The organism is Uliginosibacterium sp. 31-16 (assembly GCF_030730865.1).
Lineage (GTDB): Bacteria > Pseudomonadota > Gammaproteobacteria > Burkholderiales > Rhodocyclaceae > Uliginosibacterium.
The window spans coordinates 116371-132446 of record NZ_JAVALZ010000005.1; the positions used below are offsets into that span (position 1 = coordinate 116371).

At 62.7% G+C, this 16076-nt stretch carries 12 protein-coding genes; 7 read left to right on the forward strand and 5 right to left on the reverse strand.

From position 1 onward, the window contains the following. The first annotated feature begins 260 nt into the window (after positions 1-260). Positions 261-1244, forward strand: coding sequence for a LysR family transcriptional regulator (locus Q9Q94_RS16655; RefSeq protein WP_305981257.1), 984 nt, complete (start codon positions 261-263; stop codon positions 1242-1244). A gap of 138 nt (positions 1245-1382) precedes the next feature. On the opposite strand, the gene Q9Q94_RS16660 is transcribed toward Q9Q94_RS16655, so the two are convergent. Then, positions 1383-2285 (reverse strand): LysR family transcriptional regulator, encoded by a 903-nt coding sequence (locus tag Q9Q94_RS16660; RefSeq protein WP_305981258.1) that lies wholly within the window; start codon positions 2283-2285, stop codon positions 1383-1385. Between the two features lie 110 nt (positions 2286-2395). Between Q9Q94_RS16660 and Q9Q94_RS16665 the strand changes: the two genes are divergently transcribed. The 3 genes from Q9Q94_RS16665 (at position 2396) to Q9Q94_RS16675 (ending at position 5700) form a co-directional block, all read left to right on the forward strand. Next, positions 2396-2989 carry an FMN-dependent NADH-azoreductase gene (locus Q9Q94_RS16665; protein WP_305981259.1) on the forward strand — a complete coding sequence of 198 codons (594 nt, stop codon included), beginning with the start codon at positions 2396-2398 and terminating at the stop codon, positions 2987-2989. A 68-nt stretch (positions 2990-3057) separates the two neighbouring features. Then, positions 3058-3951, forward strand: coding sequence for a pirin family protein (locus Q9Q94_RS16670; protein ID WP_305981260.1), 894 nt, complete (start codon positions 3058-3060; stop codon positions 3949-3951). Positions 3952-4077: 126 nt separating this feature from the next. Then, on the forward strand, positions 4078-5700 hold the full coding sequence (locus Q9Q94_RS16675; RefSeq protein WP_305981261.1) for a methyl-accepting chemotaxis protein: 1623 nt from the start codon (positions 4078-4080) through the stop codon (positions 5698-5700). Positions 5701-5805: 105 nt separating this feature from the next. On the opposite strand, the gene Q9Q94_RS16680 is transcribed toward Q9Q94_RS16675, so the two are convergent. Genes Q9Q94_RS16680 through folD form a run of 4 tightly spaced genes read right to left on the reverse strand, consistent with a single transcriptional unit; the run spans position 5806 to position 9002 of the window. Then, positions 5806-6780: an L-threonylcarbamoyladenylate synthase gene (locus tag Q9Q94_RS16680; RefSeq protein ID WP_305981262.1), complete on the reverse strand. Its 975-nt coding sequence runs from the start codon at positions 6778-6780 to the stop codon at positions 5806-5808. Continuing rightward, positions 6777-7628 (reverse strand): dienelactone hydrolase family protein, encoded by an 852-nt coding sequence (locus Q9Q94_RS16685; protein ID WP_305981263.1) that lies wholly within the window; start codon positions 7626-7628, stop codon positions 6777-6779. Before Q9Q94_RS16685 ends, Q9Q94_RS16680 begins: the two co-directional genes overlap by 4 nt. Beyond that, on the reverse strand, positions 7625-8125 hold the full coding sequence (purE, locus tag Q9Q94_RS16690) for a 5-(carboxyamino)imidazole ribonucleotide mutase (protein WP_305981264.1): 501 nt from the start codon (positions 8123-8125) through the stop codon (positions 7625-7627). Before purE ends, Q9Q94_RS16685 begins: the two co-directional genes overlap by 4 nt. Before the next feature lie 10 nt (positions 8126-8135). After that, positions 8136-9002, reverse strand: coding sequence for a bifunctional methylenetetrahydrofolate dehydrogenase/methenyltetrahydrofolate cyclohydrolase FolD (gene folD / locus Q9Q94_RS16695; protein ID WP_305981265.1), 867 nt, complete (start codon positions 9000-9002; stop codon positions 8136-8138). A 271-nt stretch (positions 9003-9273) separates the two neighbouring features. On the opposite strand from folD, the gene Q9Q94_RS16700 reads away from it, so the two are divergent. The 3 genes from Q9Q94_RS16700 (at position 9274) to Q9Q94_RS16710 (ending at position 16072) form a co-directional block, all read left to right on the forward strand. Next, complete coding sequence (locus Q9Q94_RS16700; RefSeq protein ID WP_305981266.1) at positions 9274-12567, forward strand: DUF2126 domain-containing protein; 3294 nt, start codon at positions 9274-9276, stop codon at positions 12565-12567. A gap of 71 nt (positions 12568-12638) precedes the next feature. Beyond that, a complete protein-coding gene (locus Q9Q94_RS16705; protein ID WP_305981267.1) occupies positions 12639-15107 on the forward strand; it encodes a circularly permuted type 2 ATP-grasp protein in 2469 nt (822 codons plus the stop codon). Next, positions 15104-16072 carry a transglutaminase family protein gene (locus Q9Q94_RS16710; protein WP_305981268.1) on the forward strand — a complete coding sequence of 323 codons (969 nt, stop codon included), beginning with the start codon at positions 15104-15106 and terminating at the stop codon, positions 16070-16072. Before Q9Q94_RS16705 ends, Q9Q94_RS16710 begins: the two co-directional genes overlap by 4 nt. Positions 16073-16076 lie beyond the last annotated feature (4 nt).

Sequence of the window (16076 nt, forward strand, 5' to 3'; positions counted from 1 at the left end):
TCACCGAAGATGGAAATGTGCGTGGCAGGGTTCTGCCACGCATCCCTGAAGTTGAAAGGGGAGTAGCTTCGGCCACTGCAAGGTGGCTGTGATACGGTCGTCAATCCGGGCGCGAGCCCCGGTCGTATCGGCGCGTGACGGTGCAAGCGAGACCTTTGCCGGAAAGGCAAAGGCACGTCGACCAAGCGGCCTTTGCCTTTCCGGTAATGGCCGCTTTGCATTGGGCAATGCGGTGTGGAACACACGACCGGAGCGCCGCGATGTCACTCACCCGAATCCAGAGATTCCTCAAACATGGTTCCCTGCCGCAGCTTGTGGTGTTCGAGGCGTGCGCACGCCTTGGCAGTTTCACCCGGGCGGCGGAAGAGCTGCATATGGCCCAGCCCACTGTTTCGGTACAGATTCGCAAACTGACTGAAACGGCCGGCGTGGCACTGTTCGAGCAGATCGGCAAGCGCATGTTTCTGACCGAGGCGGGGCAGGCCTTGCAAGCCGCCTGTGGTGAGATATTCCGGGCCATGGAGCAGGCAGAAAGTGCGCTCGACCCGCTGCGAGGTATTGAAGGTGGCGTTCTGCGGCTGGCCGCATGTCCGGCCGCGCGCTGCTTCGGCCTGCGCATGCTGGCCGCCTTTGTGCGCAGTCATCCCGGGGCGCAGATTGAACTGAGCGTGGGCAATCGTGCGCAACTGCAGCAGCGTCTCGCGGACAACACTGATGACCTGTATCTGTTTACCCAGTCTCTGCAGGGTATGGCGGTGGTGCAACAGGCCGTCCTGAGCAATCCGCTGGAGGCTTGGGTTCTCGCGGGACACCCCTTGCTGCGGCGTGCCCGTGTATCGCTGGCACAACTGGCCGATGAAGCCTTCCTGATGCGCGAACATGGTTCGGCTACGGCGGAGGCCGTACTGCGCCTGTTTGCCCGGCATGGTTTGCAACCCAAGGTCCGCATGGTGCTGAGTGATGATGAAGAAATCCGTCAGGCGGTGGCGGCCGGGCTCGGCGTCGCGATCCTGCCGCGCCATGGTTTCGGCCCGACGCTGGATGGCGTGCGAGGTTTGCGGCCACTGGCGGTCGAAGGACTGCCTCTGCCAGCGCAATGGAATTTTGCCTATCCCTTCGGCAAACGGCCCTCTCCGGTGGCACGAGCGTTCATGGATTTCGTTCGTGCTGAAACCCCTTCACTGCTGCGGCAGCTACGCGATCCGGCTCCGGTAATGGAGCATGCAGAACCGGCCTATGCGTGACCCCCGGCGGGAAGGTTGTGCTTCTCCCGTCAGGCAGCACCCCTGGAAGCCGCGCGGGACGGCGATCTTCGGACAGCCTGTCCGCAGATGCAGGCGCAGCGCCCGTTTGCCAGAGGCTGCATGCGGGAGCCCCATCGGTTATCCCGTTGTTCCCAGAGCCCCCTCCAAAGCCGTCAGAAAGACCCGCGTGCGGGCCGGGATCAGACGGCGGCCGGGCATGACCGCCCAAACTGTCATGGTCGGAAGTTGCCATCCCGGCAGGACACGCACCAGCAGACCGTCTGCCACGCTGCTGGCGACAAAGCGTTCCGAGAGTCCTGCAACACCCAGGCCGTGACTGGCCAGCAGGCGCAGCAGGCCGACAGAGTTGGCCGCCAGTGGCCCGGCGGGCAGATCTTCCCACACGTCTTTGCCTTGGGTCAGGCGCCAGCGCTGTGCTTCGCCGCTGCTGCCGACCAGTTGCAAGGCGGTGTGGCGCATCAGTTCGTCCGGATGGCTTGGGCTGCCAAAATGCTTGAGATAGGCTGGGCTGGCGTAAAGGCCGCTTTCCAGCGTGCACAGGCGCCGTGCGACCAGAGTGGCATCGTCCGGCAGACGCGGGGCGACCCGCAGAGCCAGATCGAACTGCTCGCCGATCAGATCGACGCGACGCGGCGAGAGATCCAGCTCCAGCCTCACTTCCGGGTAGCTTGCTGCGAACTGCAGGAACAGCGGGCCGAGAATCCATTCGCCAAAGTCTGCTGGCATCGACACTCGCAGGCGTCCGCGTACCGCAGTCTGACGATGTTGGGCGTAGGCACTGACTGCCTCGGTTTCTTCTTGCAGACGGCGGGCGTGTTCAAGAATCTCTGTGCCGAATTCGGTCAGCGCCAGGCGCCGGGTGCTGCGCGTGAGCAAGCGTTCGCCCAGGCGTGCTTCGAGCGCGGCAATGCGCCGCGATACGGTCGATTTGGGCAGGCTGGCGCGCTCGGCGGCGGCCGAGAAGCTGCCGGCGTCCATCACGCGGGCGAAGAGCAGAAGGTCGTTGGCGTCGAGGTTCATGGTTATTGTTGCGCTGATGGAACAATACTATCCATTCTATGGGCTTCTGATGCTTGAGTGTGAGGAATAAAGTGGCGTCACTCCCTCCCCCAACCCCAAGGAGAAACACCATGAACATCCTGCAAATCAACTCCAGCGTCCGTGGCGCTGCATCCGCTTCCACCCGCTTGGCCAGCAGCATCGTGACCCGCCTGCGCGCACTCGACCCGAGCGCTACGCTGACCGTGCGCGAAACCGGCAATCAGCCGATCCTCGACGAAGCTGCGCTGGGCGCCATCTTCACCCCGGCTGATGCACGCACTCCGGAACAGGCTGCACGTGCCGCCATTGATGACGCCACGATTGCCGAGGTACAGGCTGCGGATGCCATCGTGATCGGCGTGCCGATGTACAACTTCGGCGTGCCGGTGCAGTTGAAAGCCTGGATCGACGCGATTGCCAAGGCGGGCGTGACTTTCCGCTACACCGAGAAAGGCCCGGAAGGTCTGCTCAAGGGCAAGAAGGTGTATGTGGCGCTGGCCCGTGGCGGCCTGTACCGCGACACCCTGGCCGATTCGCAAGTGCCTTATCTGAAAAGCGTGCTGGGCTTCCTCGGCCTGAGCGACATCACCTTCATCCACGCCGAAGGTCTGGCGATGGGCGAAGAGCCGGCGGCCAAGGCATTTGCCGATGCTGAGGCAGAAATCGCTACGCTGACAGCGTAAATGAACAAGGGGCGGTTGGCGCCGCCCCAAGAGCCGCCCCCGGCCTTGATCTGCGAAAGGATTGCTCCATGACCCGCACCACGCTTGCCTCTTCAGTCGCCACCTTTGTATCGCGAGGTGTGGAGCGCCTCGTGGCCGGGCGGGCCACATCAGACGGTGCCGGGGTGAAACTTACCCGCGTACTCACGCAGGACCTGCAGCGCCGGCTGGACCCTTTCCTGATGCTTGATGCGTTCCGCAACGAAAATCCGGATGACTACATCGGCGGTTTTCCCGATCACCCGCACCGTGGTTTCGAGACGGTGACCTACATGCTTGCCGGGCGCATGCGCCATCACGACAGCGCCGGCAATGCCGGCCTGCTCGGTCCTGGCGGTGCGCAGTGGATGACGGCGGGTTCCGGCCTGATCCACTCCGAGCTGCCCGAGCAGGAAGAGGGTTTGATGGAGGGCTTTCAGCTATGGGTGAATCTGCCGGCCAAGAACAAGATGATTGCACCCTTCTATCGTGATATTCCGGGCGAAGCGATTCCCGAATTCACCACACCGGAAGGCGTGACGGTGCGTGTGATTGCGGGCGAAAGCCAGGGTACGGCGGGCGCCGTTCAGCGGCCGGATACCGAGCCGCTGTATCTGGACCTGCATCTGCCGGCCGGTACGCATTTCGCACAGACCATTCCGGCCGGGCACAACGCCTTTCTGTATACCTATCGCGGTGAGGTCAGCGTAGCGGGCAAGGCGGTGGCAGATCGGTTCATGGCGATCCTGAGCAATGACAGTGCTGACGGCGTCGTCATCGAGGCCGCGCAGGATGCACGCGTGATCCTCGTCGCCGGCGCGCCGCTGAACGAGCCGATTGCCCAGTATGGCCCCTTCGTGATGAACACGGCAGAGCAGATCCAGCAGACTCTGCGTGATTATCAGGCCGGTTTGTTCGAAGCCTCGCATGTCCGGGCTGCCTGAAAGGGCTTTGTTCGTTTGATGCTTCAAGTTATGCCAGGGCCACGCCGTTAGATAGCGGCGTGGCTCTGTTCTTCCGGGCCGGCATGATGATGTGATCATGAATGGTTTCTGAACGGGGAGTACAGTATGAACTTGACGATTTCCAAGCGCCTGTGGGCAATGATTCTGGCCGCAGCGGTAGCTCTGCTGGTTGTCGGTGGCGTGGGGCTGGTGACAATCTCCAAGCTGTCCGGAGCCGTCGATGTGGTCAACAAGAACTCGATTCCCAGCATCGGTACCGTGGATAGCGCCGAAATGGCGCTGTTGCGGGCACGACTGGGGGTGACCCAGCATGTCACCGCGGCAACCGAATTGAGAAAGGATGCTGCCGAGAAGAGCATTGCTGCGGCTCGCGCCGAGCTGAATGCGCAGATCAAGACGTATGCGACCGAGCTGGTGAGCGACGCGGACGACCGAAAATTGCTGGATGCCGTGCAGGCGGCATTGAAGACCTACGAGACGATTCTGGATAAAAACCTGAAGTTTTCGCGTGAGGATGACGCCGGCGAGGCCCGCAGGGTGTTGTACGAAGAGCTCGCCCCGGCGGGTGAAGCAGCATTGCAGGCACTGGAAGAGCTGGCTACCTTCAATGAGCAACATGCCAAGCAACAAGGCGAGGACGCCGAGCGTCTGGGCAGCACCGGCCGCAGCGTGATGCTGGTGATCATAGTGCTGGCGATAGCGGCAGTTGGCGGTATGGGGTTCACGCTGGTGCGCAGCATTGGTGGCGCTTTGCAGCAAGTGCAGGGCACGGTTTCGCGGATTCAGCGGGAGCAGGACTTCACCCAGCGTATCCCGGTTGGAAGCCGTGATGAGTTGGGTTTGACCGCTGAAGCGCTCAACCAGCTTCTGGCCACCCTGCAGGCCAATCTGAAGAGCATTGCCGAAAGCGCCTTGTCGGTGGCCTCCGCATCCGGCCGGATGGCCTCTACCTCGGACCAGGTGGCTACCGCGTCACATGCACAAAGCTCGGCAGCATCAAGCATGGCGGCTGCCGTGGAGGAGATGACCGTCAGCATTACCCACGTGGGCGATCGTGCTGGTGAGGCAAACGAACTCTCGAAAGAATCGGGTCGTCTGGCTTCCTCCGGCGAAACCGTGATCAACCAGACCGTTGGAGACATCAATGAAATTGCCGGTACTGTCGATCAGGCCTCGCAGCGTATTCGCGATCTGGGTGAGCAGACCGACAGGATTTCGACTGTGGTGGGGGTGATTCGTGAGGTCGCAGATCAGACCAATCTGCTTGCACTCAATGCCGCCATCGAAGCTGCGCGGGCGGGTGAGCAAGGGCGTGGTTTTGCCGTGGTGGCCGATGAGGTGAGAAAGCTCGCCGAGCGCACCGCCCAGTCCACCCAGGAAATTTCTGCCATGGTCGAGGCTGTGCGCAATGGAGCGCGCGGCGCGGTGGAGGGCATGGAGCAGGCCGTCAGCAAGGTTGGCATGGGTGTGAGCCGTGCTCAGGACGCGAGCGGCGCGATCCGCCAGATCGGCACGGCCAATCGCAGTGCCGTCGAGATGGTCAGCGAAATTACCGATGCGATCCGCGAGCAGAGCACCACCAGCACCAGTATTGCGCAGCAGGTCGAGCGTATTGCGCAAATGGCGGAGGAGTCCAGTGCAGCGGCCGCAGAAAGTTCTGATGCCGCACGGGAACTGGACCGGCTGGCGGAATCCATGCAGCGCATCGTGGCCAGTTACAAATTGTAGGCATGCCCTGAAAAGGCGCGCCGGGCCTGGTTTTCCGGACAGGATATGTGAAGAGGGCCGCAGCATGCGGCCCTTGGCGCGTGCGGATTCCGCGCTGGCGCGGGATCAGGTTTCGTCGTCTTCGCCAGAACCTACGACGGCCCGGCCAAGCCGGTCACGTACGGCATCCCAGCTGCTGTCGGCGGGCAGGTTCTCGACCAGGATCAGGCTGGCCCCCGCGGCGTCCAGTGCGCGCAGGTTGGCGTAAAGCTCGTGGGCATAGCCGTGCGCATCGAAAGGTGCGTCAATGCTCATGGCGTAACGTCCTGGCGCACTTTCGCCAGCAAGGGTCAGTACAGCGCAGTCTGCCTGGGCTTCAGCGATTTCAGTTTTTGATGCCATGCGCATTGACGTGCGTGGGGCGTAGTGTGCCGCCAGAGCGCCCGAGACGCGCGGAGCGCTTTCTGTTTCGTGTTTCAGGCGCGGCTGACGACCGATCACCGCTGCAATTGCGTCGCGACCAATCATGCCGGGACGCAGGATCACCGGTTCGCCACGGGAGAGATCGAGAATGGTGGATTCGATGCCCACATCACAGGGGCCGCCATCAAGGATCATGGCGACGGATTCGCCAAGCTCTTCCTGCACATGCTGCGCGGTGGTCGGACTGATACGGCCGAAACGATTCGCCGAGGGGGCTGCCACGCCGCCTCCAAAGGCTCGCAGCAGCGCCAGTGCTACCGGATGATCCGGCACACGCAGACCAACTGTATCCTGACCGCCGGTGACCGTATCGGAAACGTCGGCTTCCTTTTTCAGGATCAGGGTCAGCGGGCCGGGCCAGAAGGCTCGGGCCAGCGCGATGGCTTCCATGGGTATTTCGCGCGCCCATTCAGTGAGCTGCTCGGGGTCGGCCAGATGCACGATCAGCGGGTGGTCTGCCGGCCTGTCCTTGGCAGCGAAAATCTTCGTCACGGCCGCATCATCGGCGGCATCGGCGCCGAGGCCGTAGACCGTTTCGGTCGGCAGGGCTACGAGTTCGCCGGCACGCAGCAATTCGGCGGCGCGGGCGATGTTTTCAGGAGTAGGGCGACAGATCATTTCAGGTGTTCGGCAAGGAAGGCGATGACGCGGAGCTTGGCGTCTTCGCGGGCTTCGGGGTTTGGTGCGGTGGTGGTCCCCCGGCCAGGATTTACCCCGTTCGGCACATCGCGGCGCACACGCTTGCGTGTCAGCGTCGGGTTGTCGAAATCGTGGTAAGTGTCCGGATAGGTCACTATCCACATGGGCTCGCCACGCGCGGCAACTGCCGCAGCAAGCGATTTGCAGGGGGCGGCCGGCGTCCAGTCATCCGCTTCACCGATGAGCAGCAACAGCGGAGCATAAGGATGGAACGCTTCGGTTTTTTTCGCCTTGCTTGTGCAGCCGGGGTAGAACGAGACAGCCGCGGCAAAGCCGTCGCCAGTCATGGGCAGATGGGTGATGGTGTCCAGCGTGACCCCGCCGCCATGTGACCAGCCAAGCAGCCCGATCCGTTTGGCATCGATGTCGCTGCGACTGCGCAGATACGCGAGCGCGGCATAGGCATCACCGCGGCGATCAGCTTCCTTCAGCTTGCGCTCGCTGAACTTCTGCGTGCACAGCTCCTTGATGCCACGTGATCCCAGGCTGTCGAGCATCAGGGCGGTGTAGCCCTGAGCGGCGAGGGCTTCTCCCCACATTCGGTGGCGTGCGTTGAGCGTGCCGTCCTTGGCATAGGCGCCGCCACAGCCATGCAACATCACCACGGCTGGATGCGGTCCGGGACTGACTGGCTGGAAGAGGAAGGCGGTCAGCGGCGCGGGGGAAGAAGAAAGCCCGCCAGCGGGAATGCTGACGGGTTCGAGCATGACGGCATTCGCCATGCAGGCGAAGACCACTGACAGGAGTGCTGTGGTAGTGCGGATCACTCGACTTCGGGCAGGGTCTTGGACAGCACTTTTTCCGTCTGCTTGACGCGGAAGGCGGAGAGTTTTCTGGCGATTTCGGCGTCATTCAGGGCCAGCATCGAGATGGCGAACAATGCAGCATTCACGGCACCGGCTTCACCGATGGCGAAGGTGGCCACCGGGATGCCGCCGGGCATCTGGACCATGGCCAGCAGCGAGTCCAGACCACCCAGATGTTTGGAGGGCATCGGCACAGCCAGCACTGGCAGCTCGGTCTTGGCGGCCAGCACGCCGGCCAGGTGGGCGGCGCCGCCAGCGGCACCGATCAGAATCTTCATGCCGCGCGCCTGAGCGCCGGAGGCGTAGTCCAGTGCCTGATCCGGGGTGCGGTGGGCTGACAGAACCTTGGCTTCATAGGCGATGCCGAAATCCTTGAAGGTCTTGGCACAGGCGCTCATGACCGGCCAGTCGCTGTCGGAGCCCATGAGGATGCCGACGATGGGGGTGGGAGTGCTCATTATTTTCTCCTTACTTTTTGGATGCGCGTTCGGCGCTCTCTACGGTGTTGGCCAGCAGCATGGTGATGGTCATCGGGCCTACGCCGCCGGGGACGGGGGTAATCAGGGCGGCTACTTCCTTCGCGCTGTCGAACTCCACGTCGCCACACAGCTTGCCGGCGTTCGGACCTTCGGTGAGACGATTGATGCCTACATCAATCACCACGGCGCCGGGTTTGATCATGTCGCCCTTGAGGAAGTTCGGACGGCCCACTGCGGCGACCACGATGTCGGCACGCTTGGTGTGGAAGGCCAGATCCCTGGTTTGCGAATGACACACGGTGACAGTGGCGCCGCGTGACAGCAGCATCACAGCCATGGGCTTGCCGACGATGTTGGAGCGGCCGATGACGACGGCTTCCGCACCCTTGATCTGGACGTTTTCGCTGTCCAGCATCTTCATCACGCCCCAGGGCGTGCAAGGGTAGAAGGATTTGCGCCCCTGCAGGAGCAGACCGAAGTTTTCGGCATGAAAACCATCCACGTCCTTTTCCGGCGAGATGGCTTCAAGCACCTTGTCTTCATCGAACTGCTTGGGCAGCGGCAGTTGCACGAGGATGCCGTGTACGGTTTTGTCGGCGTTCAGTTCGGCGATTTTGGCGAGCACTTCTTCCGGCGCCACATCTGCCGGGTATTCGAACTTCAGCGAGCGAATGCCGGTCTTCTCGCAGCCGGCCACCTTGTTGCGCACATACACGGCAGAGGCCGGGTCGCCACCGACGAGGATCACGGCGAGGCTGGGCTGGGTACCCTGAGCGGTGAGTTCCGCGGCGCGTTGCGCGATCTCGCCGCGCACTTGCGCCGAGAGAGCGACACCATCGATGTTGCGAGCAGTCATGATGAGCCTAAGCTTTTGAAAAACCGATGATTATACCTGTCTGGGGAGGGCTCGGGAAAGGGTGGAGAGTGGAGTCAGGAGTGTTTTCCTGAATTACACGGGAGGCAGACTGCAGGCCCCATAACGGTGCCTGACTGGCAGTGCCGTGCTGCAGATGCGTGAGGCTGGTGCGGCATGTTTCGCTGCGCTGCGTCGGAGCCCGCAAAACAGGTGTTGCACGGTCCTTGCTATGACTTCGGTGCCCCGCTTCATCTCACATAGAGAGAATCCGATGTCGATTCAAGTCGCACTGAACCACGTCACCCACTACCGTTACGATAAACCGATCAGCCTTGGCCCGCAGATCGTGCGGCTGCGCCCGGCACCGCATTCGCGAACCCGGGTGCTCTCGTATTCGCTGCGGGTGACTCCTGCGGAGCACTTCATCAACTGGCAGCAAGACCCGGCCTCGAACTATCTGGCGCGGCTGGTGATTCCCGGGAAGACCCGCGAGTTTCGCGTCGAGGTCGATCTGCTCGTCGAGATGGCGGTACAGAACCCGTTCGATTTCTTCCTCGAACCGGAGGCGATGAACAGCCCCTTCGTCTACAACCCGAATCTTGCTACCGAACTGGCTCCCTATCTGCTCCGTCTACCAGCAACTCCCGCCTTCAAGGCGTTGCTTGATTCAGTGCCGCGCGAAAAGATGGCCACCATCGATTATCTGGTTGCCCTCAACCAGCGCCTGCAGCACGACATCAGATATCTCGTGCGCCTGGAGCCGGGCGTGCAGACGCCGGAGGAGACGCTGACCAAGGCGTCCGGCTCCTGCCGCGACTCGGCCTGGCTGCTGGTGCAGTTGTTGCGCCATCTCGGTCTGGCAGCGCGTTTCGTGTCGGGTTACCTGATTCAGCTGAAACCGGATGTGAAATCGCTGGATGGCCCCTCTGGAACCGAGGCGGACTTCACTGATCTGCACGCATGGTGCGAGGTATATCTGCCCGGTGCTGGCTGGGTCGGGCTGGATCCCACCTCGGGTCTGTTTGCCGGTGAAGGACATATTCCACTGGCCTGCTCGCCTGAGCCGTCTTCTGCGGCGCCTGTCGAGGGCGCGGTGGAGGCATGCAAGGTCGAGTTTGTACACCACATGAACGTTACGCGCATGATCGAGCCCGCGCGCGTGACCTTGCCCTACAGCGACGGGCAATGGCGGGCCATCGAGGCGCTTGGTCAGCAGGTCGACGCCGATCTGGCGGGACATGATGTGCGCCTGACGCAGGGTGGTGAGCCGACCTTCGTGTCTATCGACGACCGTGATGGTGCAGAGTGGAATACCGAAGCCATGGGCCCTAAAAAGCGTGGTCTCTCTGCCAGTTTGCTCGCGCAGCTGAAAGCGAAATACGCGCCGCAGGGGTTGCTGCATTTTGGTCAGGGCAAGTGGTATCCCGGTGAACAGTTGCCGCGCTGGTCGCTGAACCTTTACTGGCGCGAGGACGGAGAGCCGCTGTGGTCTGACGCCTCGCTGCAGGCCGACGAGACGCGCGATTATGGTGTCGATGAGGTGCGCGTCGGTGAATTCTTGCGCTGCGTGGCGCAGCAATTGGGCGTCACCGCGCAGCATGCCTTGCCTGCCTATGAGGATGCGCTGTACTACCTGTGGCGCGAGCGCAACCTGCCGGGCAATGTCGATCCGCTCGATTCGCGGCTCGATGATCCGCTGGAGCGCGCACGCCTGGCCAGGGTTTTCGGTCAGGGGCTGGACAAGATCGTGGGCTGGGTACTGCCGCTGGCGCGTGATGCGGCTGGCAAAATCTGGCAGAGCAGCCCCTGGTTCATGCGCGAAGGGCGCTGTTACCTGATTCCAGGCGATTCGCCGGTGGGCTACCGTTTGCCACTGGACCGCCAACCCTGGGTCTGCAAGGCTGAATATCCCTATGCACATCCGCGTGATCCGGGTGAGGTACTGCCGCCTTTGCCGATAAACAAGGCGGCACGCAAGCGCAGGGCCGAGGATATTGCCGCCAGTGCCGTGCGCGAGCCGGTCGCGTTTGAATCTGCCGACTGGATTGTTCGCACGGCCATGTGCGCCGAAGCGCGTGCGGGGCGCTTGTATCTCTTCATGCCGCCGCTGAGCGCGCTGGAGGACTACCTCGAAATCGTCGCCGCCATCGAAGCGACTGCCAAGGCCATGCAGTTACCGGTGGTGCTCGAAGGTTATGAGCCGCCGCGTGATCCGCGTCTGACGGTGCTGCGCGTCACGCCGGATCCCGGCGTGATCGAGGTGAACGTACAGCCGGTGGCAAGCTGGCGCGAACTGGTCGAGCAGACCACGCACCTGTACGAAGTCGCCCGCGAGACACGGCTGTCTACTGAAAAATTCATGCTCGATGGCCGCCACACCGGCACTGGGGGTGGCAACCACATCGTCTTTGGTGGAGCTACGCCAGCGGACTCTCCCTTTCTGCGGCGCCCCGATCTGCTGGGCAGCATGATTGCTTACTGGCACAACCATCCATCCTTGTCCTACCTGTTCAGCGGTTTGTTCATCGGCCCGACCAGTCAGGCGCCTCGTATCGACGAGGCGCGTAACGACTCGGTGTACGAAATCGAAATCGCGCTGGCCGAGATGCACAAGCGCACCGAAGCGTCGCTCGGCCCGTGCCCGCCCTGGCTGGTGGACCGTCTGTTGCGCAATCTGCTGATCGACGTGACCGGCAACACCCATCGTGCCGAGTTCTGCATCGACAAGCTGTATTCGCCCGATTCTTCCGCTGGTCGCCTCGGCCTGCTTGAAATGCGCGGCTTCGAGATGCCGCCGCATGCGCAGATGAGCCTTGCCCAGCAATTGCTGATGCGTGCGTTGCTGGCGAAATTCTGGCAGCTGCCGTATCAGCCGGCGCGCCTGAAACGCTGGGGTACCGAACTGCATGATCGTTTCATGCTGCCGCACTGCGTGTGGGATGACTTCTGCGACGTCATCACCGAGCTGCAGGCTTTTGGCTACCCGTTGCAGCCGGAGTGGTTCGCGCCCCATTTCGAGTTCCGTTTCCCGAAGATCGGCGACTTCGCTGCCAGCAGTGTCAAAGTGGAGTTGCGTCTTGCGCTGGAGCCTTGGCACGTGATGGGCGAGGAAAACGCTGGTGGCGGTGCCGTGCGTTACGTGGATGCTTCGGTCGAGCGTCTGCAGGTGAAGGTGAGCGGGTTGATCTCTGACCGCCAGGTGCTGACCTGCAATGGCAGCACCATTCCCCTGCAGCCAACCGGTGTGGCGGGGGAGTTCGTCGCGGCGGTGCGTTACCGGGCCTGGAGTCCTGCCAGCAGCCTGCATCCAACCATCCCGGTACAGGCGCCACTGACTCTGGATCTGGTTGATACCTGGATGGAGCGCTCGCTGGGGGGCTGCCAATACCACGTCGCCCATCCCGGCGGACGCAACCATGAGACCTTTCCGGTCAATGCACTGGAAGCCGAGGCGCGGCGGCTGGCGCGTTTCTTCCGCACCGGGCATACGCCCGGCAAGATGCGGGTGATGCGGGAAACGAGCAATCCGGACTTCCCGTTTACACTGGATCTGCGGCGCGGATGATCGCTTGCTTTCCGCGCCGGGGCTGACGATAGTTACGTCAGCCTCGCAGGGCCTAACAACAACGACAGAGCATGCCCCAGCAATTGTTTGCCGACTATCCGCAGGATGCCCGCCGCTTCGACGAAATGTTTGTCGCTGCCGGTAAGCCACGCCCGCACTATGCTGATCTGCATGCCCGTCTTGCCGGGCAGGATTCTACGTACATCCGCGACCTGTTCAGCGAAGTGGATCGCCAGGTTCGTGACAATGGCATTACGTATAACGTATACGACGAAGCGGAGGGCGGTAGCCGGCCGTGGGCGCTGGATCCGCTGCCCCTCATCATCCCTGCGGAGGAGTGGGGCGGCATCGAGCGCGCCGTGATCCAGCGCGCCACGCTGTTCAGTCGCATTCTTGCGGATCTGTACGGGCCGCAAACCCTGTTTGCAGAGGGACGCCTGCCTCCCGCCCTGATTCTTGGGCATCCGGGGTTTCAGCGCCCGGCCCACGGTCTTGTGCCCGGCAATGGCGGGCCCCTGCATTTGTTTGCGGTCGACCTGGCGAGAGCTCCGGATGGCCGCTGGTGGGTCATCAACGACCGTACCCAGGCGCCCTCCGGTGCTGGCTACGCGTTGGAGAACCGCATCATCACCGGGCGTTTGCATCCCGATTTGTTTCGCGACCTGCGTGTGCGGCGTCTGGCGCCGTTCTTCGCTGCCTTGCGTGACGCGATTGCCAGCTACGCTCCGCAGGATGGCGGCCCCGTCAATACCGTGCTGCTCACACCGGGGCCGTACAACGAAACTTATTTCGAGCAAGCCTATCTGGCTCGCTACCTCGGATTCCCGCTGGTCGAGGGGCAAGACCTCACCGTGCGCGACGGCTGTGTGTGGCTCAAGACCCTGTCCGGCCTGCGCCGCGTGCATGCCATCCTGCGCCGCATGGATGATGACTTCTGTGATCCGCTGGAATTGCGTGCTGATTCCGCACTGGGCGTTCCCGGCCTGATGGACGTGGTACGCCGGGGCAATGTGCTGCTGGCCAATTCCATTGGTTCCAGCGTACTGGAAACCGGCGCGCTGTCGGGCTTCTTGCCTGGCCTGTGCGAACATCTTCTGGGTGAAAAGCTGGCCATGCCGGGCGCCGCCACCTGGTGGTGTGGCGAGACGCCAGCGATGGAGGACGCGCTGAAGAAGGCCGATCATCTGGTCTTCAAGAGCGCCATTCCGCAAGCGCACGGACAGCACTTTGGCCCGGTCTTTGGCGAGGATCTGGATGCGGCGGGACGCGCGGCCCTGAGCGCAAAAGTGCGCGCCGCGCCGCGTCAGTTCCTTGCCCAGGAACTGGTGGCGCTGTCGCGTGTGCCGGTGCTGAATCGTCAGCAGCCGCGTCATCTGGTCGATCGATCGGTGGGCCTGCGGGTTTTTGCGGTGGCTACACCGGAAGGCTACATGGTCATGCCCGGCGGACTGGCGCGTACGTCCAGCGAACATGATGTTCGAGTCTTGTCGAGCCAGCGTGGTGGTGGCAGCAAGGATGTGTGGGTGTGTGGCGAGCAGACTGCTGCGCCAATGAGCCTGCTGCGCCGGCCGGTGAGCGCGGCCGATCTGGTTCGCAGTGGTGCCGGTTTGTCCAGCCGGGTGGTTGAAAACCTGTTCTGGTTCGGTCGCTATTCCGAGCGTTGTGACAACCTTGCGCGCTACCTGCGTGTGGCTCTGGGGCGTGTGGCCGATAATCAGGACACCCCGGTCGAATGGGGCGCGCTGGCGGCGTTCGGCAAGCAGATCGGCATCCTGCCGACGATTTGCGATGAACGTGAAGCGGTGCGTCCGCTGGTGCGCAGCGTGGTCGACGCCAGCGTTTCCGGCGGTCTGGCTTCACATATCCTGCACCTGTCGCGCGTCGGCTTCCAGCTGCGCGAGCGGCTGTCCACCGACAACTGGCGTACCCTCAACGCGTTGGCCCGTAGCGTCGAGAAGACGCCGCACGAGAATGTGGGCATTTACGAAGCGATGGCTCTGCTGGATGAGCTGATCAGCAGTTTCATGACCCTGGCCGGCTTTACGCTTGATGGCATGACGCGCGATCACGGCTGGCGGTTTCTTTCGCTGGGGCGGCGCATCGAGCGTCTGCAATTCCAGACCGAAGCCATTGAAACCGCCATGCGCATGGGCGAGGAGGGCAGCCCGGAATGGCTGCTCGAAATTTCGGACTCCATCGTCACCTATCGCTCGCGCTACATGGCGCGACCGGAATGGCTGGCCGTGCTTGATCTGCTGATTGCCGACGAAGCCAATCCGCGCGGCATCGTGTTCCAGACTGGCGGCTTGCGCGATTATCTGCGGCGCCTGGACGAGAGCCTGGGCGGCATGCCCGACACGGGCATCGAAGCCCTGCATACCCGTCTGCTGCATCTGGACCCCGCTCACGATTTTCACCCCGGTTCCGCGTCGCTGCAGGAGGCTCTGGCGACCTTGCGCTGTGCTTCGGCTGAACTGTCGAACCAGATCAGCCTGCACTTTTTCAGCCACTCCGACGGTAGTGCGAGAGTGATCGCATGAGCCAGATTTATCACGTCATCCACGAAACGCTGTATCGCTACGGTGCGCCGGTCAGCCTGTCGCAGCATCTGCTGCATCTCACCCCGCGCGCCTTCGACTTTCAGCGCACCCTGCGGCATCAGATCGAGATTCTGCCCGCCCCGGTTGAAAGCGAAACGCATGTGGACTGGTTCGGCAACCCGGCGCAATGGATAGCCGTGCGCCAGCCGCATGCCATGCTCCGGCTGATTGCGGCCAGCACGGTCGAGGTGCTGCCACGTCCGCTTACCTGGCGCCATGCCGGCGGCCCGGCCTGGGAAAATGTTGCCGCACAGCTTGCCGCTTTTCCTTCTGCAGCGCCGCTGGATGCGCAGGAGTTTGCCCTGCCCTCAGCGCAGACGCCTTTGCTCGAAGAAGTACGCCAGTGGGCGCTCGCCAGCTTTACTCCGCGCAGACCCTTGCTGGAAGCCGCGCGTCATCTCATGCAGCGCATTCATGGCGAATTCGGCTTCGATCCCGAAGCCAGTTCCATCAGTACGCCGCTGGCCGAAACCTTCAGGCGGCGACGTGGCGTGTGTCAGGACTTCAGCCATCTGATGATCAGTGCGCTGCGCTCGCTGGGGCTGGCTGCGCGCTACATGAGCGGCTACATCCTCACCCATCCCGCGCCTGGCAAACCTCGCCTGGTGGGGACGGATGCATCGCACGCCTGGGTTGCCGTGTGGTGCCCGGAGAATGGCTGGGTCGGATTCGACCCCACCAACAACTGCCAGCCTGATCTGGAGCATGTGTTGCTGGGCTGGGGGCGCGATTTCGCCGATGTCACACCGATGCGTGGGGTCATTCTGGGGGGAGCCTCACACGAGGTTGAAGTGCAGGTCACCATGATGCCGGCGCAGCTGCGGGACTTCGATGAATTGCTCGCCGAGCTGCGGCAGCGCCCTCTGGAAAAAAAGTCTGAGGGGCCCGAGATTGCATTGTCGTGATGGA

Excerpts from the sequence above, each read along its gene's own strand:
- Q9Q94_RS16655 (WP_305981257.1), top strand. The coding sequence starts at position 261 with ATGTCACTCACCCGAATCCAGAGATTCCTCAAACATGGTTCCCTGCCG.
- Q9Q94_RS16660 (WP_305981258.1), bottom strand. The coding sequence starts at position 2,285 with ATGAACCTCGACGCCAACGACCTTCTGCTCTTCGCCCGCGTGATGGAC.
- Q9Q94_RS16665 (WP_305981259.1), top strand. The coding sequence starts at position 2,396 with ATGAACATCCTGCAAATCAACTCCAGCGTCCGTGGCGCTGCATCCGCT.
- Q9Q94_RS16670 (WP_305981260.1), top strand. The coding sequence starts at position 3,058 with ATGACCCGCACCACGCTTGCCTCTTCAGTCGCCACCTTTGTATCGCGA.
- Q9Q94_RS16675 (WP_305981261.1), top strand. The coding sequence starts at position 4,078 with ATGAACTTGACGATTTCCAAGCGCCTGTGGGCAATGATTCTGGCCGCA.
- Q9Q94_RS16680 (WP_305981262.1), bottom strand. The coding sequence starts at position 6,780 with ATGATCTGTCGCCCTACTCCTGAAAACATCGCCCGCGCCGCCGAATTG.
- purE (WP_305981264.1), bottom strand. The coding sequence starts at position 8,125 with ATGAGCACTCCCACCCCCATCGTCGGCATCCTCATGGGCTCCGACAGC.
- folD (WP_305981265.1), bottom strand. The coding sequence starts at position 9,002 with ATGACTGCTCGCAACATCGATGGTGTCGCTCTCTCGGCGCAAGTGCGC.
- Q9Q94_RS16700 (WP_305981266.1), top strand. The coding sequence starts at position 9,274 with ATGTCGATTCAAGTCGCACTGAACCACGTCACCCACTACCGTTACGAT.
- Q9Q94_RS16705 (WP_305981267.1), top strand. The coding sequence starts at position 12,639 with ATGCCCCAGCAATTGTTTGCCGACTATCCGCAGGATGCCCGCCGCTTC.
- Q9Q94_RS16710 (WP_305981268.1), top strand. The coding sequence starts at position 15,104 with ATGAGCCAGATTTATCACGTCATCCACGAAACGCTGTATCGCTACGGT.